The organism is Pseudarthrobacter siccitolerans (assembly GCF_001046895.1).
GTDB lineage: Bacteria > Actinomycetota > Actinomycetes > Actinomycetales > Micrococcaceae > Arthrobacter > Arthrobacter siccitolerans.
Genome location: NZ_CAQI01000040.1, coordinates 1 through 25,522, shown reverse-complemented (window position 1 = coordinate 25,522; position 25,522 = coordinate 1). Strand labels below are relative to the sequence as shown.

Below are 25,522 nucleotides of genomic sequence, written 5' to 3'. Positions count from 1 at the left end.
AACTTCGTGGGCTTTTTCGCAAGACTGAAGGAAGACCTCGACGCCGCCCGGTCCCACGACCCGGCGGCGCGAGGTTCTTTTGAGAACTTTTTCGCTTATTCCGGCCTCCATGCCATCTGGATCCACCGGCTGACGCACCGCCTGTGGCAGAATCCGTCCCTCCGGTTCCCGGCCCGCCTCCTGTCCCAGCTGGGCCGCTCCTGGACCGGTATTGAGATCCATCCAGGTGCCACCATCGGCCGCAGGTTCTTTATCGACCACGGCATGGGTGTGGTGATCGGTGAGACTGCGGAGATCGGCGAGGACGTGATGATCTACCACGGCGTCACGCTGGGAGGCCGTTCGCTGGCCAAGATCAAACGGCACCCCACCATCGAGGACCGGGTGACCATCGGTGCCGGTGCCAAGATCCTGGGCCCGATCACGATCGGCCGCGACAGTGCAGTGGGCGCCAACGCCGTGGTGGTCAAGGACGCGCCGCCCGAATCGATCGTGACCGGTATCCCTGCCAAGTGGCGCCACCGGGACGCACAGCGGGAAACCAAGCCCGCGGTGGACCCGGCGGAGTACGACATCGAGTACCGCATCTAGGCCTAACCCGGTCTACCCGGTAAAAGGCCCGGGACTGCTGCCAATGCGGCAGCGGTCCCGGGCCTTTTGCGTACACGCGCAGAGAAAACGGCCGGCAGTTCCCGAAAGAATCCCGGGAACTGCCGGCCGTTCGCTGATGCGGCTGGACGTTAGTGTGTGTCCACTGCTTCGATTTCGGACTTGTCCTCGCCCCAAAGGGTGTGGAACGTGCCCTCGGCGTCAACGCGGCCGTAGGTGTGGGCGCCGAACAGGTCGCGCTGGCCCTGGATCAGGGCGGCGGCAACGCGCTTGCGGCGCAGGCCGTCGTAGTAGGCCAGCGACGAGGAGAACACCGGAACGGGAATGCCCAGCTGGACGGCGGTGGCAACAACACGGCGCCAGGCGGGCAGTGCGTCGGCGATGGCCTTGGTGAAGGCCGGGGCGAACAGCAGGTTCGCGGGCTTCTCGTCAGCAGCGTAGGCCTTGGTGATGTCCTTGAGCAGTTCGGCGCGGATGATGCAGCCGGCGCGCCACAGGGAAGCGATCTCGTCCAGCTTCAGGTCCCAGCCGTATTCCTTTGCGGCGGAGGTGAGCATGTCCAGGCCCTGGGCGTAGGAGACCAGCTTGGAGGCGTACAGTGCCTGCCGGACGTCTTCCACGAAGGTCTCCGGGATTTCCACGGATGCTTCGTTGCCGGCCAGCAGTTCCTGGCCGAGCTTGCGCTGGCCCGCCTGGGAAGACAGGGCGCGGGCGAACACGGATTCGGCGATGCCGGAGACAGGAGAGCCCAGTTCCAGTGCGGAGATGACCGTCCACCGGCCGGTTCCCTTCTGGCCCGCGGCGTCCACCACGACGTCGACGAAGGGCTTGCCGGTCTTGGCGTCAACGTGGCCCAGGACCTCGGCGGAGATTTCTATCAGGAAGGAGGACAGTTCGCCCTTGTTCCACTCGGAGAAGATCTTGGACTGCTCAGCCGGCTCGATGCCTGCACCGGAGCGCAGCAGGTCGAAGGCTTCGCCGATGACCTGCATGTCGGCGTATTCGATGCCGTTGTGCACCATCTTGACGAAGTGGCCGGCGCCGTCGGTTCCCACCCAGGCGCAGCACGGTTCGCCGTCCACTTTGGCGGAGATCTTTTCCAGCAGCGGGCCGAGGGCCTTGTAGGACTCCTTGGAACCGCCGGGCATGATCGACGGGCCGTTCAGGGCGCCTTCCTCGCCGCCGGATACGCCGACGCCTACGAAGTGCAGGTCCTTCTTGGCCAGCGCGGCTTCGCGGCGGCGGGTGTCCTCGTAGTGGGAGTTGCCGGCGTCGATGATGATGTCACCGGCTTCCAGCAGCGGCTCCAGCTGTTCGATGACGGAGTCAACGGGCTTGCCGGCCTTGACCATGATCAGCACACGGCGGGGCTTCTCCAGCGAGTCCACGAGCTCCTGCAGGCTTTCGGTCCGGACGAAGTCGCCCTCGGAGCCGTACCGTTCGAGCAGGGCGTCTGTTTTCTCCACGGACCGGTTGTGCAGTGCGACCGTGAAGCCGTTCCGTGCGAGGTTGCGGGCCAGGTTGGCACCCATGACCGCAAGGCCGGTGACACCGATGTGTGCAGACATCAAAACTCCAATTCATACTGTGCGATGGATGTGCAGGGGCTCCCTTGGCGGAAGCACAGTTGCAGACCGGGGGTCTGAATAAAGCATATATATTCGCGCGGTCACAAAAAAGTAACGCCCACCTATTGGAACCCTTTGTGTCTTCGGCCGTCCATCGTAAAAGCAGTCCGGGTGGGCAGTCCCACTAGTCTTGATTCCATGACCACCAGCCTGCACCACCGTGCCATCGAGAATCTTGGCACCCGTATTGTCTCGGGCAACCTGCCCGCCGGACATGTGATGCTGGCCGAGCAGCTCGAGGTTGAACTGAAGGTTTCGCGGTCGGTTATCCGTGAGGCGGTGCGCGTCCTGCAGTCCCTGGGCCTGGTGGAAACCACCAAGCGGGTAGGCATCAGGGTCTTGCCGCCCAGCCGCTGGAATCCTTTTGACCCGCAGGTCATCCGATGGCGTTTGGCCAGTGACGCCCGCGGGGCCCAGCTGCGTTCACTGGCGGAGCTGCGCGCCGCCGTCGAACCCGCTGCCGCAGAGCTCGCCGCCCAGAACGCGCCGGCGCCGTTGCGGCTCGAGCTGGTGGACGTTGCCTACGCAATGCGCGACGCCGGGCACAACGGTGAGGTGCCACGCTTCCTGGAGCTGGACATCCAGTTCCATTCCCTGCTGCTCTCCGGCTCCGGCAATGAAATGTTCGCCAACCTGATGGGCCAGGTGGCCGAGACGCTGACGGGGCGCACCGTCCATGGCCTCATGCCCGACCACCCGCACGAGGCTGCCCTGCAGTGGCATGTGGATGTGGCAGAAGCTATTTCACGGGGGGACAGTGCGGCGGCACGGGACGCCTCCGACCGGATCATGCGCCGGACCATGTCCCAGATGTCGGATACGTGGACGGAGCAGCCGCGGGTTTTTATCCCCGTGCGGCGCTGACACTGCGGGACGGGATTGGGTTCAAAGTTGTCCACTATCCTTGCCTCTATTCAGTATGATGAACAGATGACCTCTCCCCTTACTGTGGCCATTGCCGTCCCGCTCGAAGCTGAGCTGGTGGACCGCATCCGCGCCGTCGACCCATCCGTTACCGTGCTGTACGAGCCCGATCTGCTGCCGCCGGAGCGGTACCCCGCCGACCACGCCGGCGATCCTGCTTTCCAGCGGTCGCCGGAGCAGGAGGAACGCTATTGGGCCATGGTCAACCAGGCACAGGTCCTGTACGGCATGCCCAACGAAAGCCCCGCGGGCCTTGCCCGCGTTGCACGCGAAAACCCGCACCTCCAGTGGGTGCACGCCATGGCGGCGGGAGCCGGCGGGGCAGTCAAGGCCTCCGGCCTCGATCAGGAAACGCTCCAAAAGTTCAAGGTGACCACCTCCGCCGGAGTCCATGCCCTTCCGCTGGCCGAATTCGCCACCATGGGAATCCTCAACGGCTTCAAGCGCACGGCGGAGCTGGTCCGCGACCAGGGAGCCAAACTCTGGCCTGACCTGCGCACCCCCACCCGGCTGGTGAGTGGCTCCACGCTTGTAGTCGCCGGCCTCGGCGAGATCGGCATGGAAACGGCCCGCCTTGCCCGGGCCCTCGGCATGAAAGTCAGCGGCACCAAACGCACGGTGGAACCGCTGGAGGGCATCGCCGAGGTTGCCACCAATGACAGCCTCCCGGCCCTCCTGGCCACGGCAGATGCCGTGGTCAACACGCTGCCGGGGACGCCCTACACGGAAAAACTCTTTGACCGCGGCATGTTCGCCGCCATGAAGCCTGGCACCGTTTTCGTCAACGTGGGCCGGGGAACCGTGGTGGACGAGGAAGCCCTGCTCGAAGCACTGGACAACGGCCAGGTCTCCTACGCCTGCCTGGACGTCTTCGCAGTGGAGCCGCTCCCCCAGGACAGCCCGCTCTGGAGCCACCCCAACGTGCTGGTCTCGCCGCACACATCCGCCCTCAGCGCAGCGGAAAACCGCCTGATCACCGAACGCTTCCGCGGCAACCTCCGCCTCTTCCTCGAGGGTGCCGAACTGCCCCACCTCGTGGACACGGTGCACTTCTACTAAAGCTGGCCGGACGCACGAAACAGGGCGGCTTCCCCACCCGGGAAGCCGCCCTGTTTCGTGGAAAGCCTTGACTAGCTGGCGTCCTCCACCAGCACCAGGTCGCGGCCCACGGTTTCGGGAGTGAAGAATGTGGCCACAAAGGAGATCGACGCCAGCACCAGGGAATAGATGGCGGGAACCAGCCATGAGTGGTTGGTGGCGGCCAGCAGCGCCACACCGATCATGGGGGCAAAACCTCCGGCCAGCACGGCGGAGAGTTCCCGGCTCAGCGCAACGCCGGTGAACCGGTGCTGGGAGCCGAACAGTTCCGGCAGCAGGGCGCACTGGGGGCCGAGCATTGACTGCACGCCCAGGGCAATGCCCACCACCATCACCACCCAGACGAGGGTGACGTTGCCCAACGTCACCAGGTAGAACGCAGGAAGGGCGATAACGGCCTGGAACAGGGCGCCGTACCTGTAAACGGGGACGCGGCCAAAACGGTCTGAGAGGGCGCCGAACGTCACCACCATAACCGCGGCAAAAGCGGCAGCGATCAGCAGGCCGGTGGGGCCGATGAACTTGTCGCCTGCGAAGACGCCGGCAGGCATGCTGATGAACGAGACCAGGAGGGCGGAGTAGATGGAGGAGTTACCGTTCTCGCCCATCCGCAGGCCAATGCCCACCAGGACGTTCTTTTTGGAGTGCTTCCAGATCTGGCCCACCGGGTTCTTCACCACGGCCTTATGCTTCTCCAGCTCCTGGAAGACCGGCGTCTCCTTGAGGCGGAGGCGGATAAAGACGGCGATCACAATCAGGATGAAGCTCGCCAGGAAGGGCACCCGCCACAGCCAGCCCTGCAGGACGGACTTGTCCGCCAGGGCCATCAGGGCAAAGGTGCCGGCCCCCAGGAGCGTGCCCAGCTGGATGCCGACGAACGGCAGGGAAGCGAAGAACCCGCGGCGCCGGCGCGGGGCGACTTCGGAGATCAGCGTGGTGGCACCGGCCTGCTCCGCGCCGGCCCCGAGGCCCTGGATGATGCGCAAGGTCACCAGGAGGACGGCGCCCAGCATGCCCGCCTGCTCAAAGGTGGGCAGCAGCCCGATGGCGAAACTGGCCATGCCCATGAGGCCAATCGTGAGGATCAGGACCATCTTCCGTCCGAACCTGTCACCGATGTAACCGAAGACCACGCCGCCAAACGGCCGGGCGGCGAAGCCCACACCATAGGTGGCAAAGGAGGCGATAACCGCCCCGCTCTCGCCCAGCGGGGCAAAAAACAGCGGCCCGAAGATCAGCGCGGAGGCCAGGCCGTAAATGTAGAAGTCGTAGTACTCCAGCGCGGAACCGACGGAACTGGCAAGAGTTGCCCTACGAAGCTGGTCCGGTTCGACGACGGCGCCGTCCGCGGCCTGCGGTGCTTTAGTACGAGTTGTCACAAGAACTCCCTCATCACACTCCAGGCCCCCGTTGGCCTGGTGGGTCAGCGACGGCACATGTTGTGTCGGTCACTATGTTGAACAGAGTACAGTAAGTTGAACAACGGGCAAATGCAGCGGGCAGATTATTCTTTTGTGCAGGCCCCCCGGCACTCAGCCCATGGGATTGCCGAGGGACCGCGCCAGCTCCCGGAGTTCCTTGACCATCTGGGACCCCTGCTCTTCCGTGTAAGTTGCCTTCAACGCTGTTACGGAAAGGCCCAGGCTGGGACCGTGGGCACCCCTGGTGGGCACCGACACCGCAAGGCACACCACACCCGTGGTGGATTCCTCATCCTCGAAGGCGTAGCCCTGCTCGCGGATGGTCCGCAGCTGGGACTTGAGTTCCGCCCCGGTCCGAAGGGACTTCGGCGTCATAACAGGCAGCTCGGCGTCGTCAGGGAACATGGTGTCGATGTCGTGGTCACGCAGCCGGGCGATCAAGGCCTTGCCCACTGCGCACAGCGAGACCGGCATCTTGTCCCCGATGTTGGAAGTGAGCCTCACAGCGGGGTGGCCCTCGTAGCGGGCAAGGTAAATGACGTTCGTCCCATCCAGCATGGCGATCCGGACGGTTTCCCTGGACAGGGTGGGAGCCTGTTCGCAGTACCGGTAGAACTCCTGCACCTCATCCAGCCGGCTCAGGTAGGCCGCACCGAGTTCCACGAGCTTGCGGCCCAGGGTGAACTCGGCACCCTGCCTGCTGATGAGGCGGGCTTCTTCGAGCGCCAGCAGGAGGTTGGACGTGGAGGATTTGGGGATCCCCAGCTCGCGGGCGAGATCACTGAGGGTCAGCCTCCCGCTTGCCGATGCGGCCAGGGCGTCCAGCACGGCGGCTGCACGGGTGACGGCGGGCGCCGGTGAGGCGCTTCCCAGGCCGTCAGAGGATCGGGAGTTGCGGGAATCGGCCATGATTCTCCTTATATAGGCGCCTGCGCGGGCTGTTCATTCGACTGAACACTAACCATCATAATGGTGCATGTCCCAGCAAGCCGCGGCCCTCCCGCCGCCTCTCTGCGATGCTTCGACACACTTTCCGGACAGCTTCGTGTTTCCGGCAGTTCACGGTATATTCATCTCAGACCCTCCACCGCGGCATCCCCCAATAGTCGCGGTGGAGGGTTTTCCAATACCCGGGCCCGGCAGGAGCCTGCCCGCCGGCACTTGCAGCCGCAGGCCGGAGGGCCAGTACCGCCCTCAAGCGGCGTCCGCGACGGACTCCCGCAGCCGCCATCCGCCGCCGAGGCCGTCACGCTCCAGCAGCATGGTTGTCAGGTCAGAGCCGCTGTTGCCTCCGAGCCTTACCTGGACCTGTAAGACCTCCACGTCCACGCGGCTTAGGCCTTTGGGCATCCTCCGGTTGACTTCCCACCAGTTAACGCGCTCGAACCAGCGCACTGGTTCGGCACCCACGGCCCATTCCCTCCCGTTGCAGATGACCGCCGTCGGCATGCCGTTGTTTTCCGTCCGCACCATCACATGTTCCATACCTGAAAGCTATGTCCGGGCACCGACATTTTCCGGCGGGTCAGCGGGAACGAAAAAACCCTGCTGCTTCCGCCGCGGGGGCGGAAACAACAGGGTTTCCAAGTGGGTCCTACCGGGATCGAACCGATGACATCCACGGTGTAAACGTGGCGCTCTACCAGCTGAGCTAAAGACCCGAAACTGTTGAATCCGGCGCTTCAGCGCCGCAACCAACGAACATAGACTCTACCCGACCCATGCCTCCAAACGCGAATCGGCACTGCATTCGGGCGCTCCGGTCCCGCCCTAGAGGGGCGGAAGCCCGGCTGCAAGCCAGGCCAGGGACTCGCTGACGCCCGCATCCAGTTTGATGGTGGCCTTGTCGTCACCCCGGGTGTCCCCACGGTTGATGATGATGACGGGCTTTCCATCCTTGGCGGCGTGCCGGACGAAACGCAGCCCGCTCATCACCGTCAGCGACGAACCTGCGGCTACCAGGGCGTCCGCTTCGTCGACCATCCGGTATGACCGTTCAACCCGGTCCTTGGGTACGTTCTCGCCAAAGTAGACAAAGTCGGGTTTGAGGGTTCCGCCGCAGGCAGGGCAGACCGCAACAACAAAGCTGCTGATCAGTTCCTGGTCTTCGACGGTGGCATCCGCGTCCGGGGCCATCTCCACCAGGCCTGTCTCCTCCGCGCGGGACAGGAAATCCGGGTTGAGCTCCTCCAGCACTCCTGCCAGGAGGCGCCTGGAGTAGGTGCGGCGGCACGCCAGGCATACCACTTGGTCATACCTGCCATGCAGGTCCACCACGTTCACGCTGCCCGCGTCCTCGTGCAGCCGGTCAACGTTCTGGGTAATCAGCCCGGTGAGGTAGCCGCGCCGCTCGAGTTCGGCAGCAGCATAGTGGCCCTGGTTCGGATCGGCATGGCGCAGATGGGACCAGCCGATGTGGTTCCGGGCCCAGTAGCGCCGGCGGTTGGCCGCGTCCTTGACGAACTCCTGGTAGGTCATGGGAGTACGGGGCGGCGACCCCGCCCCCCGGTAGTCCGGGATTCCCGAGTCCGTGCTCAATCCCGCCCCGGTGAGCAGCACAAACTGCCTGCCGGCCAGGACGTCCCGGATCCGGAGCAGGATCTCGCGCTCCCCGTCAGAGGGACTGGCTGCAGCCACCGGCGGCATACTGGCAAAGCCTGTCAGCCCTACCCCCGCCCGATGCTGCGCCATGGAAGCTCAATCCCGCCCCAGGCCTGCCAGCGCGGCACGGTATTCCTGGAGGTCCCGCGCCTGGCCGCGCGGGTTCACTACCGAATAGCGGATCACTCCGGCCGCATCGATGATGAACGTTCCTCGTTGGGCCATGCCGCTGTCCGCGTCAAAGACTCCGTAGGCGCGTGCCACCCCGCCGTGGGGCCAGAAATCCGCCAGCAGGTCGAAGGTGTAGCCCTCCTGGGCGGCATAAGCACGCAGGCTGAACTTGCTGTCAACGGAGACAGCCAGGACCGTGGCGTCCGTGGCCTCGAACAGCGCCAGGTTGTCCCGTAGCTCGCAGAGTTCGCCGGTGCAGATGCCCGAAAACGCAAACGGATAGAAAACCAGGACCACGTTCCCGCCGCGGAAGGATGACAGCCGGACGGGCTCACCGTATTGGTTGGCGAGCTCGAAGTCGGGCGCCTGCCCGCCAAGGGCGGGCACAGCTACTGGGGCAGCGCCAAGCGCTGCCGTCACTTGTTTTTCCTGCTGACCAGGCGGACGGCGCTCCAGTCCTTTGAAACGCCTGCCGAGGTTGTGACGTGCAGGCCGGCTGTCGGGGCAGCTTCCTGGATGTCTGCCGGCGAGACATACCCGTCCCGTCCGGACTTCGGGGTGAGGACCCAGACCACACCGTTTTCACCCAGGGTGGTCAGCGAATCCATCAGGCTGTCCACCAGGTCCCCGTCACCGTCGCGCCACCAGAAGATGACGGCGTCCGCCACTTCGTGATCGTCTTCATCCAGCAACTCGGAACCTGTGAGGTCCTCAATATCGTCACGCAAGTCGAGATCGACGTCGTCGTCGTAACCGAACTCCTGAATCAGATCCCCGTTCTTGAAACCCAATTTTTCCGCCACATTTACCGAAGTGGCGGCGTCGGCCTCGCTCACGTGTTCCTCCAATGCCTCATGCATGCTGTGCGCATAGTGATTTCCATTACTCCCAAGCCAACACCCTTTGTGCCTGCGCTTCAAGCTGCAGCCCCCTGAGCTCGGCATATTCTGCGTCACACCGGGACGGGCAGCACACGTCGCAGCGGCTTTTCGTCACACAACCAGTATGACGGCGAAATACAACAGAGCCGCCCAAGCCGCGGCTACGCATCGCGCTGAGGTGAGAGTTAGAGTGGCAGGTGACAACTATGCCTGCGGGGCAACAACCCTGTAACTCCATTGCAGACGTAGGAAGCTAGGACCCTGCCCGGCACACATGACCGGGCTGTTGTAACCGTTACGTCGCACACGGCGTATGTACGCCGGGCGGTCACCCTGCCCGGCCTGAGTGCGCCTCAATGCGCGCAAAGAGAGGTTGGACGTGGCTGCAGGAGAAGATACCTCCCATATCCTCAGCGGGTTGACTAACCAGCTGCCTGATCGTGATCCGGAAGAGACCGCCGAGTGGGTTGAGTCCCTGGATTCGTTGATCAGGGAACAGGGCACCGAGCGTGCCCAATACATCATGCGGAGCCTGCTGCAGCGCGCGGGTGCGCAGAGCGTGGGCGTGCCGATGGTGACCACCACCGATTACGTGAACACGATCCCGGCGGACCAGGAAGCGCAGTTCCCGGGCAACGAGGAATACGAGCGCCGGTACCGGGCGTACATGCGGTGGAACGCCGCGGTGATGGTCCACCGGTCCCAGCGGCCCAACATCGGGGTGGGCGGGCACATCTCCACCTACGCCGGTGCCGCGACCCTGTACGAGGTGGGCTTCAACCACTTCTTCCGCGGCAAGGACCACCCCGGCGGCGGGGACCAGGTCTTCTTCCAGGGCCACGCCTCCCCCGGCATGTACGCGAGGGCGTTTATGGAAGGCCGGCTTTCCGAGGAGGACCTGGACGGGTTCCGGCAGGAAAAATCCCGCGCCGGCCACGCACTGTCCTCCTACCCGCACCCGCGCCTGATGCCGCAGTTCTGGGAATTCCCCACCGTGTCCATGGGCATCGGGCCGATGAACGCGATCTACCAGGCCCAGTCCAACCGGTACCTGCACAACCGGGGCCTGAAAGACACCTCGGACCAGCAGGTCTGGGCGTTCCTGGGCGACGGCGAAATGGACGAGCCCGAATCCCGCGGCCTGCTCCAGCTCGCTGCGAACGAGAACCTGGACAACCTGAACTTCGTGATCAACTGCAACCTCCAGCGCCTGGACGGGCCGGTACGCGGCAACGGCAAGATCATGCAGGAACTCGAAGCGTTCTTCCGCGGCGCGGGCTGGAACGTCATCAAGGTCGTCTGGGGCCGGGAATGGGATGACCTGCTGGCCCGCGACACCGACGGGTCACTGGTGAAGATCATGAACGAAACCCCCGACGGGGACTACCAGACCTACAAGGCCGAGTCCGGCGGGTTCGTCCGCGAACACTTCTTCGGCAAGGACCCCCGCACCAAAGACCTCGTCGCGGACCTCACCGATGACCAGATCTGGAACCTTAAACGCGGCGGCCACGACTACCGCAAGGTCTACGCCGCCTACAAGGCCGCCACCGAATTCAAGGGCAAACCCACCGTCATCCTGGCCAAAACCGTCAAGGGCTACGGACTCGGACCCCACTTCGAGGGCCGCAACGCGACCCACCAGATGAAAAAACTCACCCTCGACGACCTCAAGAAGTTCCGCGACCACCTGCGGATCCCCGTCACGGATGAGCAGCTTGAAAAAGACCCGTACCAGCCGCCGTACTACCACCCCGGTACGGACGCTCCGGAAATCCAGTACATGCTGGAACGCCGCGCCGCGCTGGGCGGATCGGTCCCCGAGCGCCGCAGCAAGCACGCCCAGATCACCCTGCCGGAAGCCAAGTCCTACGAGGTCGCCAAACGCGGCTCCGGCAAGCAGCAGGCCGCCACCACCATGGCCTTCGTCCGGCTCCTCAAGGACCTGATGCGGGACAAGGAGTTCGGCAAGCACATTGCCCCGATCATCCCGGATGAGGCACGCACCTTCGGCATGGACGCCTTCTTCCCGACGGCGAAGATCTACAACCCCAAGGGGCAGAACTATCTGTCCGTGGACCGGGACCTGGTCCTGGCCTACAAGGAATCCGCCCAGGGCCAGCTGATCCACCCCGGCATCAACGAAGCCGGTGCCGTGGCAGCCTTCACCGCCGCCGGCACCGCCTACGCCACCCACGGCGTCCCCCTGGTCCCGGTCTACGTGTTCTACTCCATGTTCGGCTTCCAGCGCACCGGCGACGCCTTCTGGGCAGCAGCAGACCAAATGGCCCGCGGCTTCATCATCGGCGCCACCGCAGGACGGACCACCCTCACCGGCGAAGGCCTCCAGCACGCCGACGGCCACTCCCCGCTCCTGGCCTCCACCAACCCCGCGGTAGTCACCTACGACCCCGCCTACGGCTACGAAATGGGCCACATCATCCGCGACGGCCTCGAACGCATGTACGGGCCCGCCGCAAGCGGCAAAGGAACCGCAACAGTGCCGGATAACAACGTGATGTACTACCTCACGGTGTACAACGAGCCCATCACCCAGCCCGCCGAACCCGAAGAGCTGGACGTCGAAGGCGTCATCAAGGGCATCTACCTGCTCGCCCCGGCAAAGATCGACGGTCCCCGGACCCAGATCCTGGCCTCGGGTGTGTCGGTGCCGTGGGCTTTGGAGGCACAGCAGCTCCTGGCCGACGACTGGGGCGTTTCCGCGGACGTGTGGTCCGTAACCTCCTGGAACGAACTGCGCCGCGACGGCCTCGCCGCCGAAGAGGAAGCCTTCCTCAACCCCGGCCAGCCCGCCCGCGTCCCCTTCGTCACCAAACAGCTCGAAGGCGCCACCGGCCCGGTCGTCGCAGTGTCCGACTACATGAAGGCCGTCCCGGACCAGATCCGCCAGTTCGTGCCCAACGAATTCGCGACCCTCGGCGCCGACGGCTTCGGCTTCTCCGACACCCGCGCCGCCGCCCGCCGCTTTTTCAAGATCGACATCCACTCCATCGTGGTGCGGTCGCTGGAGATGCTGGCGCGCCGCGGTGAAGTTGATCCCCAGGCTCCGGCCAAGGCGATCGACAAGTACCGGCTGCACAACGTAAACGCCGGTACCACCGGCAATGCCGGCGGCGAGGCCTAGCCTTACTGCCGGGTTTTTGGACAGATACGGGGACTTATAGCCCCGGAACTGTCCAAAAACGTTCAGGCAAGCATAGAACGACGGCGGCTCCCACCAGAAGGCGGGGGCCGCCGTCGTCTGTTCTGCGGGGAACGTGCTGTGGCGCGCAACTATCCGAATTGTAGCCTTCGCACAAATGGAGCTTGCAGGGCAGTGGCCGTATGCTCAAAGAATGCCAGCACCTGCCACACCGTCCGCGAAGCGCAAACCGTCCCTGCCCGGGGTCACTCCGGAGAAGTCCGAAACCCTGAAGAAACTGCGCGCAAACGTGGGCCAGCTGTCCACCACCACCATGCGGGAGCTGGAAAAATCGCTTCCCTGGTACAGCCGGCTCAGCTCAGACGAGCGCTCCGCCCTCGGCATGGTCGCGCAGAACGGAATTGCAGCATTTGTGACCTGGTATGAGCGCCCGAGTTCACCCTCGTGGATCCTCACCGACGTCTTTGGCACCGCGCCCACAGAATTGACCCGGTCCATCAGCCTGCAGAAAGCACTGCAGCTGATCCGGATCGTGGTGGAAGTCGTCGAAGACCAGGTCCCCGTGATCGCCCCCGAGGCTGACCAGCCGTCCCTGCGCGAGGCGGTGCTCCGCTACTCCCGCGAGGTGGCCTTCGCCGCCGCTGACGTCTATGCGCGGGCGGCTGAATCCCGCGGTTCCTGGGACACCCGGCTGGAAGCCCTGATCGTGGACGCCATACTGCGCGGCGAAAACACTGACGCCCTGCGCTCCAGGATCGCCGCGCTGGGCTGGAAAGCCCAGGAACGCTTCACCGTGATGGTAGGCAATTCCCCCTCAGAGCCAAGCGCCAGTTACGTCAGCGAACTGCGCCGGATGGCAGGCCGGTACGCGGAGGACGCGCTGGTAGGTATCCAGGGCGACCGGCTGATACTCATCCTCGGCGGGGTGCAGGACCGGGAAACCGCCTACGTGAAGCTCAGCGACATGTTCGCTCCCGGACCGGTGGTGTACGGCCCGGAAGCCGGTTCCCTGCTGGAGGCCAGCGGTTCAGCCCAGTCCGCGTTCGCTGGACTCACGGCTGCCCGTGCCTGGCCGGCCGCCCCGCGGCCCGTTGCCGCCGATGACCTCCTTCCCGAGCGGGTCATTTCCGGTGACGACGCTGCCCGCCGCTCACTGGTCAAAAACATTTACCGGCCGCTTTTGGCAGCGTCCAACGGGCTGGTGGAAACCCTCGGAACCTACCTGGAACTGGGCCATTCCCTGGAGGCAACGGCCCGGGAACTCTTCGTCCACGCCAATACGGTCAGGTACCGGCTGAAGCGGGTTTGTGACGTCACCGGCTGGGATCCGCTCCTGCCGCGCGAGGCGTTTGTCCTCCAGGCGGCCCTTGTGGTGGGCCGTCTTTCCGCCCCGCCCAAAGCAGCCGCGGAGCGCCATCCGTCCCGGAACCAGCCCTGAGGCGTTGTAGACTTCCTACAACCTGACCCTCTGAGCTTGGTGCGGACAAACACCGCTCAATCACACAGTAATTTGGAAAGCTGGTTACGTGCTTGCAATAGTCTGCCCTGGACAGGGCTCGCAAACCCCGGGTTTTCTGGCCCCCTGGCTGGAACTGCCTCCGGTGGCAGGCCAGCTGGCCGCCCTGAGCGACATCGCAGGCATTGACCTGATCGCGCACGGGACCACCTCGGATGAGGAAACCATCAAGGACACTGCCGTGGCGCAGCCCCTGATTGTTGCCGCCGGCCTCGTCGCCGCCGCGTCCCTCTTCGACGTCGAACTGAACTCCCTGCCGGTCATCCTGGCCGGACACTCCGTTGGTGAAATCACGGCATCGGCCCTTGCCGGAGTCCTCACCGAGCAGGAAGCCATGACCTTCGTCCGCGAGCGTGCCAACAGCATGGCCGCCGCCGCGTCCGTCACTCCCACCGGCATGAGCGCCGTGGTGGGCGGGGACCCGGCAGAGGTCCTGGCCGCCATCGAAGCAGCAGGCGCCACCCCCGCAAACGTCAACGGCGCGGGCCAGACCGTAGCGGCCGGAACCTTCGAGCAGCTCAAGGCCCTCGCGGACAACCCGCCGGCCAAGGCGCGCGTCATTCCGCTGAAGGTGGCCGGCGCTTTCCACACCAGCCACATGTCACCGGCCGTCAGCACCCTCAAGGCCCTGGAGCCGCAGCTGAAGCCGCAGGCACCGAAGGTACCCCTTCTGTCGAATTACGACGGCGGAGAGGTCACCGACGGAGGCGCCGCCGTCGAAAGCCTGATCGCCCAGGTGTCCCGCCCCGTCCGCTGGGACCTCTGCATGGACGCCCTTGTCCAGCGCGGCGTCACCGGCGTCATCGAGCTGGCGCCCGCCGGCACCCTTGCCGGCCTCGCCAAGCGCGGCATGCCGGGCGTCAAAACCGTTGCGGTCAAGACACCCGACGACCTTTCCGCCGCCCTGGCGCTTTTCGCAGAACTGGAGGGCAACGCATGAGCGTTCCTACGCTGAAGCAGGCTCCCCTTCAGGAGCACACCCGGATCCTGGGCCTCGGCGCCTACCGCCCTGACGTGATCGTCACCAACGAAGACGTCTGCCAGTGGATCGACTCCTCGGACGAATGGATCCGCCAGCGCACCGGCATCATCACCCGTCACCGCGCCCCCGCGGACGTCAGCGTCATCGACATGGCCGAGGGCGCTGCCCGCGAGGCGATGGAGAAAGCCGGGATCACGGGCTCTGACTTGGGCGCGGTCATCGTCTCCACGGTCACCCACCCGTATGCGACGCCGTCGGCTGCTGCCAGCCTGGCGGACCGCTTGGGCGCCACCCCTGCCCCCGCCTTCGACATCTCGGCCGCCTGCGCCGGCTACTGCTACGGCATCGCCCAGGGTGACGCGCTGGTGCGCTCCGGAACGGCCAAGTACGTGCTCGTGGTCGGTGCCGAAAAGCTTTCCGACGTGATTGACAACCGGGAACGCACCATCTCGTTCCTGCTCGGGGACGGTGCAGGCGCCGTCGTTATTGGCCCCTCCGACACTCCTGGCATCGCGCCCTCCGTGTGGGGCTCGGACGGCAGCAAGTGGGACGCCATCGGCATGACCCGCTCCATGCTGGACGTACGCGACCTCGGCATGGCTGCCCGGCAGTCGGACTCCACCGGCGACCTCGCCCTGCTTGAAGAGGCCCAGGAGCTTTACCCCACGCTGCGCCAGGATGGTCAGACGGTGTTCCGCTGGGCTGTCTGGGAGATGGCGAAGGTGGCCCAGCAGGCCCTTGAGGCGGCCGGGGTGGCTGCCGAGGACCTGGTGGCTTTTATCCCCCACCAGGCCAACATGCGCATCATTGACGAGATGGTGAAGAAGCTGAAGCTGCCGGAGACCGTTACAGTGGCACGGGACATTGCCGATGCAGGGAACACCTCTGCGGCGTCCATTCCGCTGGCTACCCACCGCCTCCTGGCGGAGAAGCCTGAACTGAGCGGCGGGCTGGCCCTGCAGATCGGTTTCGGCGCCGGGCTGGTCTTCGGAGCCCAGGTAATTGTCCTTCCCTAGAAGCGCCCCCAACAGGCCGCAACCCGCGTCCTGAGCCATTTCCGGCAGTACTTGCCGGCAATACAAGAAAAGGAGCCATCACATGGCTAGCAACGAAGAGATCCTGGCCGGCCTGGCTGAAATCGTGAACGAAGAAACCGGCCTGGCCCCCGAGGCTGTGGAGCTGGACAAGTCCTTCACCGAGGACCTGGACATCGACTCCATCTCCATGATGACCATCGTGGTCAACGCTGAAGAGAAGTTCGGAGTGCGCATCCCGGACGAAGAGGTCAAGAACCTCAAGACCGTCGGCGACGCCGTCAGCTTCATCGCTGGAGCACAGGCCTAATTCCAGGCTTTCGCCGTCCTACGGCTTGGCGGGGCTGCCGGTCCGGATGACCGGACCGGCAGCCCGCCGCATTTTCCGGCCCCTTGCGTGTGCAAGTGTGCCGACCATCAAAACGCGGGACCCTCCGGCAGACGGATTCCCACCGACGAAAGAGTGATCCCATGACACGCAAAGTAGTCATTACCGGTCTGGGTGCCACCACACCCATCGGCGGCGATGTACCCACGATGTGGAACAACGCGCTCAAGGGGGTCTCCGGTGCCCGCACCCTGGAAGACGACTGGGTAGCCAAGTACGAACTGCCCGTCCACTTCGCAGCCCGCTGCAGCACCCCTGCCCTGGACGTGCTGAGCCGTGTTGAGGCAAAGCGGATGGACCCCTCCACGCAGTTCGGCGTTATCGCGGCCCGCGAGGCCTGGGCCGATTCCGGCATCACCGAATTCGACAAGGACCGGCTGGCTGTGGCCTTCGCCACCGGCATCGGCGGGGTCTGGACCCTGCTGGACGCCTGGGACACCCTGAAGGAAAAGGGCCCGCGCCGTGTTCTCCCTATGACCGTTCCGATGCTGATGCCCAACGGCGTTGCCGCGGCGGTCAGCCTGGACCTTGGCGCCCGCGCCGGTGCCCACACCCCCGTTTCCGCCTGCGCCTCAGGCACCGAAGCCCTGCACTTGGGCCTTGACCTGATCCGCTCCGGCAAGGCAGATGTAGTAATGTGCGGCGGCGCCGAAGCGGCCATCCACCCGATGCCCCTGGCCGCCTTCGCCTCCATGCAGGCCCTCTCCCGCCGCAATGACGACCCCCAGGGCGCCTCACGCCCGTACGACACGGCCCGCGACGGCTTTGTGATGGGCGAGGGCGCCGGCGCCCTGGTCCTGGAGGCGGAGGAACACGCCCTGGCCCGTGGAGCCCGGATCTACGGTGAGCTCGCCGGTACGTCCGTCACGGCGGACGCCTACCACATCACGGCCCCGGATCCCCAAGGCCTTGGTGCAACCCGCGCGCTGAAGGCTGCGATGTTCGATGGCAGGATCCAGGCCGAGGACGTGGTGCACGTCAACGCGCATGCCACCTCCACCCCCGTGGGCGACAAGCCCGAATACACTGCACTTCGTGCCGCCCTGGGCAACCACGTGGACAACGTCGCGGTATCGGCCACCAAGTCCCAGATGGGCCATCTCTTGGGTGCATCCGGTGCAGTCGAGGCTGTACTCACGGTGCTCGCTGTTTACGAGCGCAAGGCGCCTGTGACAATCAACCTCGAAAACCAGGACCCGGAGATCCCGCTCGACGTGGTCACCTCGGCCAGGGATCTGCCCGCCGGCAACATCGTGGCACTGAGCAACTCGTTCGGCTTCGGCGGACACAACGCCGTGGTTGCCGTCCGCAGCATCTAGCGTCAATCCGGGGTTTACTCCCGGCACCAACAGGAGGCCCCGCCAGCTGGCGGGGCCTCCTGTTTTGCTATGGAAATTGGTGGGTGTTTTGCAGGTTTAACGACGGCGGCACCTGGCCGCGCCGCATGGCCGCGGCGGTCAGCCCACCTGGTGGAGCCAGCGGACGGGCGCGCCTTCGGCGGCGTGCCGGAAGGGTTCGAGTTCCTCATCCCAGGCCTCGCCGAGGGCCAGTGAAAGCTCGTGGTAGACAGCTGCAGGATCGCCCGCGCCGGATTCGTAGGCGTAGCGGATCCGGTCTTCGGAAACCATGATGTTGCCATGGACGTCGGTGACCGCATGGAAGATGCCGAGCTCGGGGGTGTGCGACCACCGGCCGCCATCCACACCCTGGCTCGGTTCTTCGGTGACCTCATAGCGGAGGTGTGCCCAGCCCCGGAGGGACGAGGCAAGCTTCGATCCTGTCCCGGGGGCACCGGTCCAGGACAGCTCAGCCCGGAACATTCCGGGCGCAGCAGGCTGAGGGGTCCACTCAAGGTCCGTCCGCTTGTCCACGACGGAGCCGATGGCCCACTCGACGTGAGGGCACAAAGCAGTAGGGGCTGAGTGAACAAACAGCACACCGCGGGTCATTGCAACAGACATTCCATCCTCCATAGCTCTAGGTACGTCTTCCCCAACGACCTCTGCCTGGATGGAACTGCCGTGCCCTGCACTGCGGCCCGTGTTCCCTGCCTCGATATTCAATTGTTCAGATTAAGCAGTGTCCGCCACTTGCGGGTCCACTGGAAGCAATGGAGCTTCAAGCGGGACTTGAAAGTTGCCGGACGTGACTCTTATTGTGCCGTACGCTGCCTAATTACGCCAGTGCGATTCCCCGCCTGTTCGACGCAGTCCGGGGTTACGCCCTGGGATGTGCCTGCTGGTAGCTTTTGCGCAGCCGGTCTACGGAGACGTGGGTGTAGATCTGGGTGGTGGCAAGGCTGCTGTGGCCCAGAATCTCCTGCACGGCCCGCAGGTCCGCGCCTCCGTCCAGCAGGTGTGTGGCTGCTGAGTGCCGGAGGGCGTGCGGGCCCGAAGCTGACGTGTCACCCAGCGCCTCAAAAAGCGCATTTACCAGCGACCGGACCTGCCGCTGGTCCATCCGGCCACCGCGGGCACCCAGGAAAAGAGCGGGGCCGCTGTTAGCGCGGACGAGCTTCGGGCGGCCCCGCCGAAGCCAGTCATCCAGGGCCAGCGCTGCGGGGACGCCGTAGGGGACGGTGCGTTCCTTGTTGCCTTTGCCGATGACTCGCAGCGTGCGCCGGTCCGGGTCGAGGTCGTCGACGTCGAGGCCCGTGAGCTCCCCGACGCGGACGCCCGTAGCATAGAGCAGTTCGACGATCGCCCTGTCGCGCAGGGGCAGGGGTTTACCCTCCGCGGCAGCTTCCTCCAGCCTGGCCAGCAGCCGGGACAGTTGCTGGGACTGCAGAACGCCGGGCAGGGAGTGCTCCCGTTTGGGTGCCTTGAGCCGGAGGGCAGGGTCAGCCGGGATGTGTTCTTCCCTCAGGGCCCACGCCGTGAAAGCCCGTGCAGTAGCGGCCCGGCGTGCCAGGGTTGAGCGCGCAACGCCCGCCTGGCTCTGAACTCCCAACCACCGGCGCAGAGTTCCCAGTTCAAGGTCCGCCGGCTGGGCCGCACCCTCGGAGGCCGCATGGGAAAGCAGGCTGCGCAGATCGCCCTCATACGCGCGCAACGTGTGCTGTGACAGGGCCCGCTCCCCCGTCAGGTACCTCACGAAGGCGCTGAGCGCCTGGCTTAGCTCCCGCGGCAATTCCTGGTTCTCCACCCTCCTACTGTCTCAGGTGTTGCTGCCGACAGGGTGCCCGGACACGATCCCCGCTCAGCCGGATGCCGTGCCGCGCTTCCAGCCGCCCCGTTCCGACACGGCCAGCCCGAGCAGCCCCAGCCGGCCGAGCCCGGCCCGCACCGATTCCGGCCCGAGCCCGGCCACGGAACAGAGCTTCTCCACAGACGTTGTGGACCGCAGTGGCAGCGCATCCAGGAGGATCAGGTCTTCCAGGGTGAGCCCGTCCTGGACTTCAGTTCCGCCGTGGCGTTGTTCCGGAAGACCGGATCCGCTGGGCGATGCCAGCTCGGTGATTTCGGCAGCGTCAGTGACACACACGGCGCCGCCGTCGCGAAGGAGCCGGTGGCAGCCGGCCGAGTTGGCGCTGTGCACAGACCCCGGGACCGCGCCCACTGCACGCCCCAGCGTCTCGGCGTGGTGGGCGGTGTTCAGGGCTCCTGACCGCCACCGCGCTTCGACAACCACCGTCACCGCGGACATGGCGGCGATAAGCCTGTTCCGTTGCAGGAAACGGTAACGGGTGGGCGCCGAGCCCGGGGGGACCTCCGCAATGACGGCGCCCTGGTTGCAGACGGCGCGGAGGAGGTCTTCGTTGCCCGACGGGTAGAAGCGGTCAACACCGCCAGCCATCACGGCGATGGTGGGTACCGCTGCCGAAGCACCGGCAAGCGCGGCGCGGTGGGCGTGCGCATCAATGCCATAGGCACCGCCGGACACGATGGTGAAACCCCGCTGCGCCAAAGAGTAGGCCATATCCCCTGTTACCGATGCACCGTAGCTGGTGCTGTCCCGCGACCCGACCAGCGCGATGCACTTCTCCGCTTCGGGTAGGGGTTGCTCTTGTCCCCGCCACCACAGGCAGATGGGTTCCTGGATCCCCAGGTCGGCGAGCTGGGGAGGCCACAAATCGTCCGAGGGGATGATCAACCGGCCGCCGAGGCGGGCCATAGTGGCGAGGTCACGCTCCGGGGCCAGATCCGGGATTCGTGGCTGCCAGCGTTTCAGGGCGGCGGCCATCCCGGACCAACTGGTTGCGGACCCGCTGTCCGTGAGGAGTGAGGTGATCTCGCGCTCCAGTCCGGCTCCGGCAGCAGCCTGCCCGGTGGCAATCCGCAAGGCATCCGGTGCGCCGCAGATCTGCACCAGTGCCAGACCCGCAGAATCCTGGGGTTCCATCAGCCGGGCAAGGGCGGCACGGGCCAGCCTTTCCGGATCCGCTCCAGCCGCGTTCACGCGGCCACCGCCGCGGCCTGGCGCAACCCCAGGGCCTGCCCGATATCGTTCGCGTCCGGCCGTTCCCGGTATCCAAGATCGGCCATGGTCCAGGCCAGCCGGAGAACCCGGTCGTAGCCGCGGGCGGTGAGGACGCCGCGCTCAAGCGAATGGTCAAGGATGCGGGTGGAAGCCGGTGGAAGCCGGAGTTCTCCGCGCAGTACACGGCCGGGTACCTGGGCATTGGTTTCCAGTCCGAAGGGCTGTAGCCGTTCCAGCTGCCGCACGCGCGCGTCGCGGACCCGGGCGGCAACAGACGCCGTGTCTTCCTCGGCGCCTCCCTGGCCGAACTCCGCGAGGGAGACCCTGTCCACCTGGAGCTGGATATCCACCCGGTCCAGGAGCGGCCCGGACATCCTGGCCAGATACCGCCGCCGCATCACGGGCGTACAGGTACAGTCCAGTCCTTTCCCGGACGCCTTGCCGCACGGACAGGGGTTGGCGGCAAGGACCAGCTGAAACCGGGCAGGATAGGCAGCGGTGCCGGCGGAGCGGTGAATCACCAGCTCACCGCTCTCCAAAGGCTGGCGCAACGCGTCCAGGACGCGGCGTTCATACTCGGGGGCCTCATCAAGGAAGAGAACGCCCCGGTGGGCACGGGAGGCGGCGCCGGGCCGAGGCAGGCCTGAGCCGCCGCCGATGATCGCGGCGGCGGTAGCCGAGTGGTGCGGGCTTTCGAACGGCGGCCGGCGCAGCAGCTGGGCCGAGGAAGACGGCAGGCCGCAGAGCGAATGGATGGCGGTGACTTCCATGGCCTCGTGGTCAGCGAGGTCCGGCAACAGTCCTGGAAGGCGCTCCGCGAGCATGGTTTTGCCCGCACCCGGCGGCCCCATCAGGAGAAGGTGGTGGGCGCCGGCTGCTGCCACTTCGAGGGCCCGCCTGGCGTCGCCCTGCCCCGAAACATCAGCCATGTCCGGGCAACTTCCGTACTCCTCCTGTTCATCGGCTGGAAGCTCCGGATCGTCAGGTTCAAAATCCAGGGCAAGCTCCTGCGGGTCCGCACCGAAATTGAGGGCCAGCCGGGCGAGGGTGCGGTAGCCACTGACACGGGCCCCGGGAACCAGGGCAGCCTCAGCCAGATTGGCCTGGGCCACCACGATGTCCGGATAGCCCGCCTGTACCGACGCCATCACGGCGGGCAGGATGCCGCGGACCGGGCGCAGCCTGCCGTCAAGCCCCAGCTCCGCGATAAAGACTGTTTTCCCCGTTGGCTTGATGTCGTTTGCTGCCCGCAGCACTGCCATGGTCACTGCCAGATCGAACCCTGAGCCCCGTTTCGGCAGGGAGGCGGGAATGAGGTTGGCCGTGATCTTCCGGCGGCTCAGGGGAATGCCGGAATTCTTGGCCGCCGAGCGGATCCGCTCCTTGGCTTCATTCAACGAGGCATCCGGCAACCCAAGAAGGATAAAAGCCGGCAGGGTTTGGCCGATGTCGGCCTCGACCTCCACGATGTAGCCGTTCAACCCCACCAGGGCGATGGAGTAGGTTCTGCCCAGGGACATTCACCCCACCCCCTTGAGGTGCTCCACCAATGGTTCGCCGCCGCCGTCGTCCAGGACAGCGATGACGTCCACGCGGCGCAGCGGCATCCGCAGCTCCCGGTCCCGGCACCACGCGGAGCCGAGCCGGTGCAGGCGGGCGAGCTTCTCGGGGCCCACCGCTTCAAAGGGGTGGCCGTAATCGAGGGATCGGCGGGTCTTCACTTCGGCGATGACCAGGGCGTCGCCGTCCAGGGCCACGATGTCGATTTCGCCTTCGGTGCAGCGCCAGTTGCGCTCCACCACCAGCATGCCGAGGGATTCCAGATAGCCGGCGGCGAGGTCCTCGCCCCGGCGGCCCAACAGGTCTTTTGATTTCATTTCTACCTCCGCAACCAGCCTGCGGCGGCGCGGTTGCGGAGGTAAGGGAGCTTGTCCCGTATGTGTACAAATCAACTGCCCGGGGAGGCTGTGCAGGATAAGTGCCCGGCACCCCGTCGGGCACTACTGGCCCATATCAACGTCCTTGGGCAGCGCGAGTTCCTCATTGCGCGGAAGTTCTTCCACGTTGACGTCCTTGAACGTGAGGACCCGAACACTCTTAACGAACCGCGCGGAGCGGTACACGTCCCACACCCAGGCGTCCTGGAGGGTCAGGTCGAAGTAGACTTCGCCGTCGGCGCTGCGGGCCTGGAGGTCCACATGGTTGGCCAGGTAGAAGCGCCGTTCGGTCTCGACAACGTAGCTGAACAGTCCGACGACGTCCCGGTATTCACGGTAGAGCTGCAGCTCCATGTCGGTCTCATAGTTTTCAAGATCCTCAGCACTCATGGTTCCATCTTGCACCATGTCCGGCGCCGCTGCCGCCCGTGCTTTGGATGGGAGGCAGCCTTTCAAGCCATGACCGGGCCTCCGCCGTGGTGCTCAGTCTTCGACTCCGGGTCCCTCGCCGTCGTCCTGCACGCCCTCCAGCAACTCGCCGCCCAGGAGCCGCCAGCTCACCCGGTGGTACGGGGTTGGGCCTGCCGCACGGAGTACGTCCCGGTGCGAAACGGTGGCGTAGCCCTTGTTGATGTCCCAGCCGAAGTCCGGGTACTCGGTGTGCAGCTCCCGCATCATCCGGTCCCGCTCCACCTTGGCGATCACGCTCGCCGCAGCGACACTGAGGCACTGCATATCCGCTTTGATTTTGGTGTGCACGGGGGCGTCGCAAACGGCTTCCAGCACGGGCTCATCGAAGAGGGACAGCTGTTCGGCCGGGGACAACCAGTTGTGGCTGCCATCCAGGAGCACCATGTCCGGGGTCACGCCGGCAGCGAGGATCTCCTGCCACGCACGGGTTCCGGCCAGGCGCAGCGCCGCTATGATGCCCAGGGAATCAATCTCCTGCGCCGAGGCGTGCCCCACGGCAGATGCAACACTCCACCGGCGGACCAGCGGGTCAAGCCGTTCCCGTTCAGCGGGGCTGAGGAGTTTGCTGTCCCGCACACCGGCCAGCGGCCGCTGGCGCTCCACATCCACCACGGCGATGCCGACGCTGACGGGACCGGCCAGGGCGCCGCGGCCCACCTCGTCCACGCCGGCGACGAGGCGCACGCCCTGTGCCTTGAACGTCCGCTCGTGCCGCAGGGTGGGCGCCTTCACGGGACGGGCCACCTTCGTGGAGCCCGCCCGGGCCTTCGCCGCGCCGGCCTTTGCCGGGCCGGCTTTGACTACCGGGGGCATGCTCAGGGTGCCGCCGGAACGTTCCGGAACACGTCCGGGTAGTTGTCCAGGGCGGTGATCCGGCTCAGGGGCCAGGCGATGACGGCGGCCTTGCCTTCGAGGTCGGCGATGTCGATGAAGCCGCCGTCAGCATCCATGTGGGCGCGCGAGTCGGCGGAGTGGTTCCGGTTGTCGCCCATCACCCACACCTTGCCTTCGGGGACAGTGATATCGAAGTTGCGGACCTGCGGGACCTCAGCGGAGTTGATGTACTTTTCGTCGATGGCGGTCCCGTTAATGGTCAGTTTACCGCCGTCCTCACAGCAGACCACATGGTCCCCGGGCAGCCCGATGACCCTCTTGACCAGGTGTTGCTCGGAGTTGTCCGGCAGGAGGCCAACAAAGGTCAGGCCGTCCTGCACCCAGGTGAACGGTCCATCGGATTTTTCCTGCACAGGCGGCAGCCAGCCCTTCGTGTCGCGGAAGACCACAACGTCCCCACGGGTCAGTGAGAAGGGCTCGGGAACCAGGAGATTAACAAAAATCCGGTCGTCAACGTCCAGGGTGTTGACCATGGATTCGGAAGGAATGAAGAAGGCCCGGAACAGGAAGGTTTTGATCAGGAAGGAGAGCACCACGGCGATGACCACAACGGTGGCAATTTCCTTCAACCAGGCGAGCACCTGGCTTCCACCGGTCTGTTCCTCGGCGGCCTTGGCTTCGGCACGGCTGCCTGCCGCAGGAGAAGCTGCTTCGGAACCCGCAGCTGCTTCCGGTGCAGCACTGGCCGGGGAATCCGGGGCGCCGTCTGGACGCGGCTCGGGGGTCCGCGGGTGGTTCTCGGGCATCTACTGTCCGTTCTCTGTAATTGGCCCTGCCGCTGCCGGCCGAGGTACTGCAGCAAATCTATCAAGCGGCCAGACGATCTGGACCGGCCTTCCCGTCACCCTGTCCAGCGGCACCATCCCGCCGCCGGGGGCACCCAGCAGGCTCCGGGAGTCAGCGGACACGGACCGGTGGTCGCCCAGCAGCCACAACCGCCCCTCCGGCACCTCCGCGCTGAACTTTTGGGTACTCGGGAGATCGCCGGGAAAGATGTAGGGCTCGTCCAGCGGCTGGCCGTTGACGGTGATTTTCCCGCCGGCGTCGCAGCAGACCACGGTGTCCCCCGGGAGTCCGACGACGCGCTTGACGTAGGTGGTGTCGCTGCCCGTGAGGCCAAGCCACTGGGTGATGGCGCCGGCAGTATCCACCAGTGCGCCCTTGCCGCTGTTGAGCGGCGCGAAGGTGCCCCGGCCGTCAAAGACCACGATGTCCCCGCGCCGGATGGGTTGGGCGTTGAAGTCAGTGCGCGAGACGAGGATGCGGTCCCCGCCCTGCAGAAGCGGTTCCATGGATTCGGACGGAATGTAGTAAACGTCCAGCCAGAGTGAACGCACCAGCCCGCTGACCGCCAGGGCCAGCACAAAGGCCAGGAACACAAAACG

The 25,522-nt window shown here is 65.6% G+C and carries 25 protein-coding genes and 1 tRNA gene; 9 read left to right on the top strand and 17 right to left on the bottom strand.

The window, feature by feature from the left end; all coding sequences use genetic code 11:
* Nucleotides 1-6: 6 nt before the first annotated feature.
* Nucleotides 7-591, top strand: coding sequence for a serine O-acetyltransferase EpsC (gene epsC, locus ARTSIC4J27_RS08440; RefSeq protein ID WP_050054761.1), 585 nt, complete (start codon nucleotides 7-9; stop codon nucleotides 589-591).
* Nucleotides 592-740: 149 nt separating this feature from the next.
* On the opposite strand, the gene gndA is transcribed toward epsC, so the two are convergent.
* Nucleotides 741-2,177, bottom strand: coding sequence for an NADP-dependent phosphogluconate dehydrogenase (gene gndA, locus ARTSIC4J27_RS08435; protein WP_050054760.1), 1,437 nt, complete (start codon nucleotides 2,175-2,177; stop codon nucleotides 741-743).
* Between the two features lie 198 nt (nucleotides 2,178-2,375).
* Here gndA and ARTSIC4J27_RS08430 point away from each other — a divergent pair, with 198 nt between their 5' ends.
* Both ARTSIC4J27_RS08430 and ARTSIC4J27_RS08425 read left to right on the top strand, forming a co-directional pair.
* A complete protein-coding gene (locus ARTSIC4J27_RS08430) occupies nucleotides 2,376-3,101 on the top strand; it encodes a FadR/GntR family transcriptional regulator (protein ID WP_050054759.1) in 726 nt (241 codons plus the stop codon).
* A gap of 66 nt (nucleotides 3,102-3,167) precedes the next feature.
* A complete protein-coding gene (locus tag ARTSIC4J27_RS08425; protein ID WP_050054758.1) occupies nucleotides 3,168-4,220 on the top strand; it encodes a D-2-hydroxyacid dehydrogenase in 1,053 nt (350 codons plus the stop codon).
* A 71-nt stretch (nucleotides 4,221-4,291) separates the two neighbouring features.
* Here ARTSIC4J27_RS08425 and ARTSIC4J27_RS08420 read toward each other — a convergent pair whose 3' ends face one another.
* The 7 genes from ARTSIC4J27_RS08420 to ARTSIC4J27_RS08390 all read right to left on the bottom strand — a co-directional run bounded on the left by ARTSIC4J27_RS08420 (nucleotide 4,292) and on the right by ARTSIC4J27_RS08390 (nucleotide 9,288).
* Complete coding sequence (locus tag ARTSIC4J27_RS08420; RefSeq protein WP_152683813.1) at nucleotides 4,292-5,638, bottom strand: MFS transporter; 1,347 nt, start codon at nucleotides 5,636-5,638, stop codon at nucleotides 4,292-4,294.
* A gap of 153 nt (nucleotides 5,639-5,791) precedes the next feature.
* Nucleotides 5,792-6,589 (bottom strand): IclR family transcriptional regulator, encoded by a 798-nt coding sequence (locus tag ARTSIC4J27_RS08415; RefSeq protein ID WP_050054757.1) that lies wholly within the window; start codon nucleotides 6,587-6,589, stop codon nucleotides 5,792-5,794.
* Between the two features lie 285 nt (nucleotides 6,590-6,874).
* Nucleotides 6,875-7,165 (bottom strand): hypothetical protein, encoded by a 291-nt coding sequence (locus ARTSIC4J27_RS08410; RefSeq protein ID WP_050054756.1) that lies wholly within the window; start codon nucleotides 7,163-7,165, stop codon nucleotides 6,875-6,877.
* A gap of 103 nt (nucleotides 7,166-7,268) precedes the next feature.
* Nucleotides 7,269-7,341 (bottom strand) — tRNA-Val (locus ARTSIC4J27_RS08405).
* 109 nt (nucleotides 7,342-7,450) lie between these two features.
* Nucleotides 7,451-8,371: an NAD-dependent protein deacetylase gene (locus ARTSIC4J27_RS08400; protein WP_050054755.1), complete on the bottom strand. Its 921-nt coding sequence runs from the start codon at nucleotides 8,369-8,371 to the stop codon at nucleotides 7,451-7,453.
* 6 nt (nucleotides 8,372-8,377) lie between these two features.
* Nucleotides 8,378-8,872 carry a peroxiredoxin gene (locus ARTSIC4J27_RS08395; protein ID WP_050054754.1) on the bottom strand — a complete coding sequence of 165 codons (495 nt, stop codon included), beginning with the start codon at nucleotides 8,870-8,872 and terminating at the stop codon, nucleotides 8,378-8,380.
* A complete protein-coding gene (locus tag ARTSIC4J27_RS08390) occupies nucleotides 8,869-9,288 on the bottom strand; it encodes a DUF3052 domain-containing protein (protein ID WP_050054823.1) in 420 nt (139 codons plus the stop codon). Before ARTSIC4J27_RS08390 ends, ARTSIC4J27_RS08395 begins: the two co-directional genes overlap by 4 nt.
* A gap of 424 nt (nucleotides 9,289-9,712) precedes the next feature.
* Between ARTSIC4J27_RS08390 and aceE the strand changes: the two genes are divergently transcribed.
* The 6 genes from aceE to ARTSIC4J27_RS08360 all read left to right on the top strand — a co-directional run bounded on the left by aceE (nucleotide 9,713) and on the right by ARTSIC4J27_RS08360 (nucleotide 17,735).
* Complete coding sequence (aceE, locus tag ARTSIC4J27_RS08385) at nucleotides 9,713-12,478, top strand: pyruvate dehydrogenase (acetyl-transferring), homodimeric type (protein ID WP_050054822.1); 2,766 nt, start codon at nucleotides 9,713-9,715, stop codon at nucleotides 12,476-12,478.
* Between the two features lie 211 nt (nucleotides 12,479-12,689).
* Nucleotides 12,690-13,934, top strand: coding sequence for a PucR family transcriptional regulator (locus ARTSIC4J27_RS08380; RefSeq protein ID WP_050054753.1), 1,245 nt, complete (start codon nucleotides 12,690-12,692; stop codon nucleotides 13,932-13,934).
* 88 nt (nucleotides 13,935-14,022) lie between these two features.
* Complete coding sequence (locus ARTSIC4J27_RS08375) at nucleotides 14,023-14,952, top strand: ACP S-malonyltransferase (RefSeq protein WP_050054752.1); 930 nt, start codon at nucleotides 14,023-14,025, stop codon at nucleotides 14,950-14,952.
* Nucleotides 14,949-16,010, top strand: coding sequence for a beta-ketoacyl-ACP synthase III (locus ARTSIC4J27_RS08370; RefSeq protein WP_050054751.1), 1,062 nt, complete (start codon nucleotides 14,949-14,951; stop codon nucleotides 16,008-16,010). Before ARTSIC4J27_RS08375 ends, ARTSIC4J27_RS08370 begins: the two co-directional genes overlap by 4 nt.
* 82 nt (nucleotides 16,011-16,092) lie before the next feature.
* A complete protein-coding gene (locus tag ARTSIC4J27_RS08365) occupies nucleotides 16,093-16,338 on the top strand; it encodes an acyl carrier protein (RefSeq protein WP_009359314.1) in 246 nt (81 codons plus the stop codon).
* A gap of 161 nt (nucleotides 16,339-16,499) precedes the next feature.
* On the top strand, nucleotides 16,500-17,735 hold the full coding sequence (locus ARTSIC4J27_RS08360; protein ID WP_050054750.1) for a beta-ketoacyl-[acyl-carrier-protein] synthase family protein: 1,236 nt from the start codon (nucleotides 16,500-16,502) through the stop codon (nucleotides 17,733-17,735).
* 138 nt (nucleotides 17,736-17,873) lie between these two features.
* On the opposite strand, the gene ARTSIC4J27_RS08355 is transcribed toward ARTSIC4J27_RS08360, so the two are convergent.
* The 9 genes from ARTSIC4J27_RS08355 to lepB (ARTSIC4J27_RS08315) form a co-directional block, all read right to left on the bottom strand.
* Nucleotides 17,874-18,377, bottom strand: a complete 504-nt coding sequence (locus ARTSIC4J27_RS08355) for a DUF3145 domain-containing protein (RefSeq protein WP_041652118.1) — start codon at nucleotides 18,375-18,377, stop codon at nucleotides 17,874-17,876.
* Nucleotides 18,378-18,633: 256 nt separating this feature from the next.
* Nucleotides 18,634-19,560, bottom strand: coding sequence for a tyrosine recombinase XerC (locus ARTSIC4J27_RS08350; protein WP_050054749.1), 927 nt, complete (start codon nucleotides 19,558-19,560; stop codon nucleotides 18,634-18,636).
* A gap of 54 nt (nucleotides 19,561-19,614) precedes the next feature.
* A complete protein-coding gene (gene dprA / locus ARTSIC4J27_RS08345) occupies nucleotides 19,615-20,757 on the bottom strand; it encodes a DNA-processing protein DprA (protein WP_083435382.1) in 1,143 nt (380 codons plus the stop codon).
* Nucleotides 20,758-20,810: 53 nt separating this feature from the next.
* The gene (locus ARTSIC4J27_RS08340) at nucleotides 20,811-22,355 is read right to left on the bottom strand and encodes a YifB family Mg chelatase-like AAA ATPase (RefSeq protein WP_050054747.1); all 1,545 of its coding nucleotides are present in this window, start codon (nucleotides 22,353-22,355) and stop codon (nucleotides 20,811-20,813) included.
* Complete coding sequence (locus tag ARTSIC4J27_RS08335) at nucleotides 22,356-22,712, bottom strand: YraN family protein (protein ID WP_050054746.1); 357 nt, start codon at nucleotides 22,710-22,712, stop codon at nucleotides 22,356-22,358.
* Between the two features lie 123 nt (nucleotides 22,713-22,835).
* Complete coding sequence (locus ARTSIC4J27_RS08330; RefSeq protein WP_050054745.1) at nucleotides 22,836-23,162, bottom strand: DUF2469 domain-containing protein; 327 nt, start codon at nucleotides 23,160-23,162, stop codon at nucleotides 22,836-22,838.
* A gap of 93 nt (nucleotides 23,163-23,255) precedes the next feature.
* Entirely contained in the window at nucleotides 23,256-24,056 is an 801-nt protein-coding gene (locus tag ARTSIC4J27_RS08325; protein ID WP_050054744.1) for a ribonuclease HII, read from the bottom strand.
* Between the two features lie 2 nt (nucleotides 24,057-24,058).
* On the bottom strand, nucleotides 24,059-24,883 hold the full coding sequence (lepB, locus tag ARTSIC4J27_RS08320; protein ID WP_050054743.1) for a signal peptidase I: 825 nt from the start codon (nucleotides 24,881-24,883) through the stop codon (nucleotides 24,059-24,061).
* Nucleotides 24,884-25,522: signal peptidase I (gene lepB, locus ARTSIC4J27_RS08315; RefSeq protein WP_235436610.1), on the bottom strand; the 639-nt coding region annotated here is incomplete at its 5' end.

Excerpts from the sequence above, each read along its gene's own strand:
- ARTSIC4J27_RS08430 (WP_050054759.1), top strand. The coding sequence starts at position 2,376 with ATGACCACCAGCCTGCACCACCGTGCCATCGAGAATCTTGGCACCCGT.
- ARTSIC4J27_RS08340 (WP_050054747.1), bottom strand. The coding sequence starts at position 22,355 with ATGTCCCTGGGCAGAACCTACTCCATCGCCCTGGTGGGGTTGAACGGC.
- ARTSIC4J27_RS08370 (WP_050054751.1), top strand. The coding sequence starts at position 14,949 with ATGAGCGTTCCTACGCTGAAGCAGGCTCCCCTTCAGGAGCACACCCGG.
- ARTSIC4J27_RS08360 (WP_050054750.1), top strand. The coding sequence starts at position 16,500 with ATGACACGCAAAGTAGTCATTACCGGTCTGGGTGCCACCACACCCATC.
- ARTSIC4J27_RS08330 (WP_050054745.1), bottom strand. The coding sequence starts at position 23,162 with ATGAGTGCTGAGGATCTTGAAAACTATGAGACCGACATGGAGCTGCAG.
- lepB (WP_050054743.1), bottom strand. The coding sequence starts at position 24,883 with ATGCCCGAGAACCACCCGCGGACCCCCGAGCCGCGTCCAGACGGCGCC.
- ARTSIC4J27_RS08410 (WP_050054756.1), bottom strand. The coding sequence starts at position 7,165 with ATGGAACATGTGATGGTGCGGACGGAAAACAACGGCATGCCGACGGCG.
- dprA (WP_083435382.1), bottom strand. The coding sequence starts at position 20,757 with ATGGAACCCCAGGATTCTGCGGGTCTGGCACTGGTGCAGATCTGCGGC.
- ARTSIC4J27_RS08365 (WP_009359314.1), top strand. The coding sequence starts at position 16,093 with ATGGCTAGCAACGAAGAGATCCTGGCCGGCCTGGCTGAAATCGTGAAC.
- ARTSIC4J27_RS08425 (WP_050054758.1), top strand. The coding sequence starts at position 3,168 with ATGACCTCTCCCCTTACTGTGGCCATTGCCGTCCCGCTCGAAGCTGAG.
- ARTSIC4J27_RS08325 (WP_050054744.1), bottom strand. The coding sequence starts at position 24,056 with ATGCCCCCGGTAGTCAAAGCCGGCCCGGCAAAGGCCGGCGCGGCGAAG.
- ARTSIC4J27_RS08335 (WP_050054746.1), bottom strand. The coding sequence starts at position 22,712 with ATGAAATCAAAAGACCTGTTGGGCCGCCGGGGCGAGGACCTCGCCGCC.
- ARTSIC4J27_RS08400 (WP_050054755.1), bottom strand. The coding sequence starts at position 8,371 with ATGGCGCAGCATCGGGCGGGGGTAGGGCTGACAGGCTTTGCCAGTATG.
- gndA (WP_050054760.1), bottom strand. The coding sequence starts at position 2,177 with ATGTCTGCACACATCGGTGTCACCGGCCTTGCGGTCATGGGTGCCAAC.
- ARTSIC4J27_RS08415 (WP_050054757.1), bottom strand. The coding sequence starts at position 6,589 with ATGGCCGATTCCCGCAACTCCCGATCCTCTGACGGCCTGGGAAGCGCC.
- ARTSIC4J27_RS08380 (WP_050054753.1), top strand. The coding sequence starts at position 12,690 with ATGCCAGCACCTGCCACACCGTCCGCGAAGCGCAAACCGTCCCTGCCC.
- ARTSIC4J27_RS08355 (WP_041652118.1), bottom strand. The coding sequence starts at position 18,377 with ATGTCTGTTGCAATGACCCGCGGTGTGCTGTTTGTTCACTCAGCCCCT.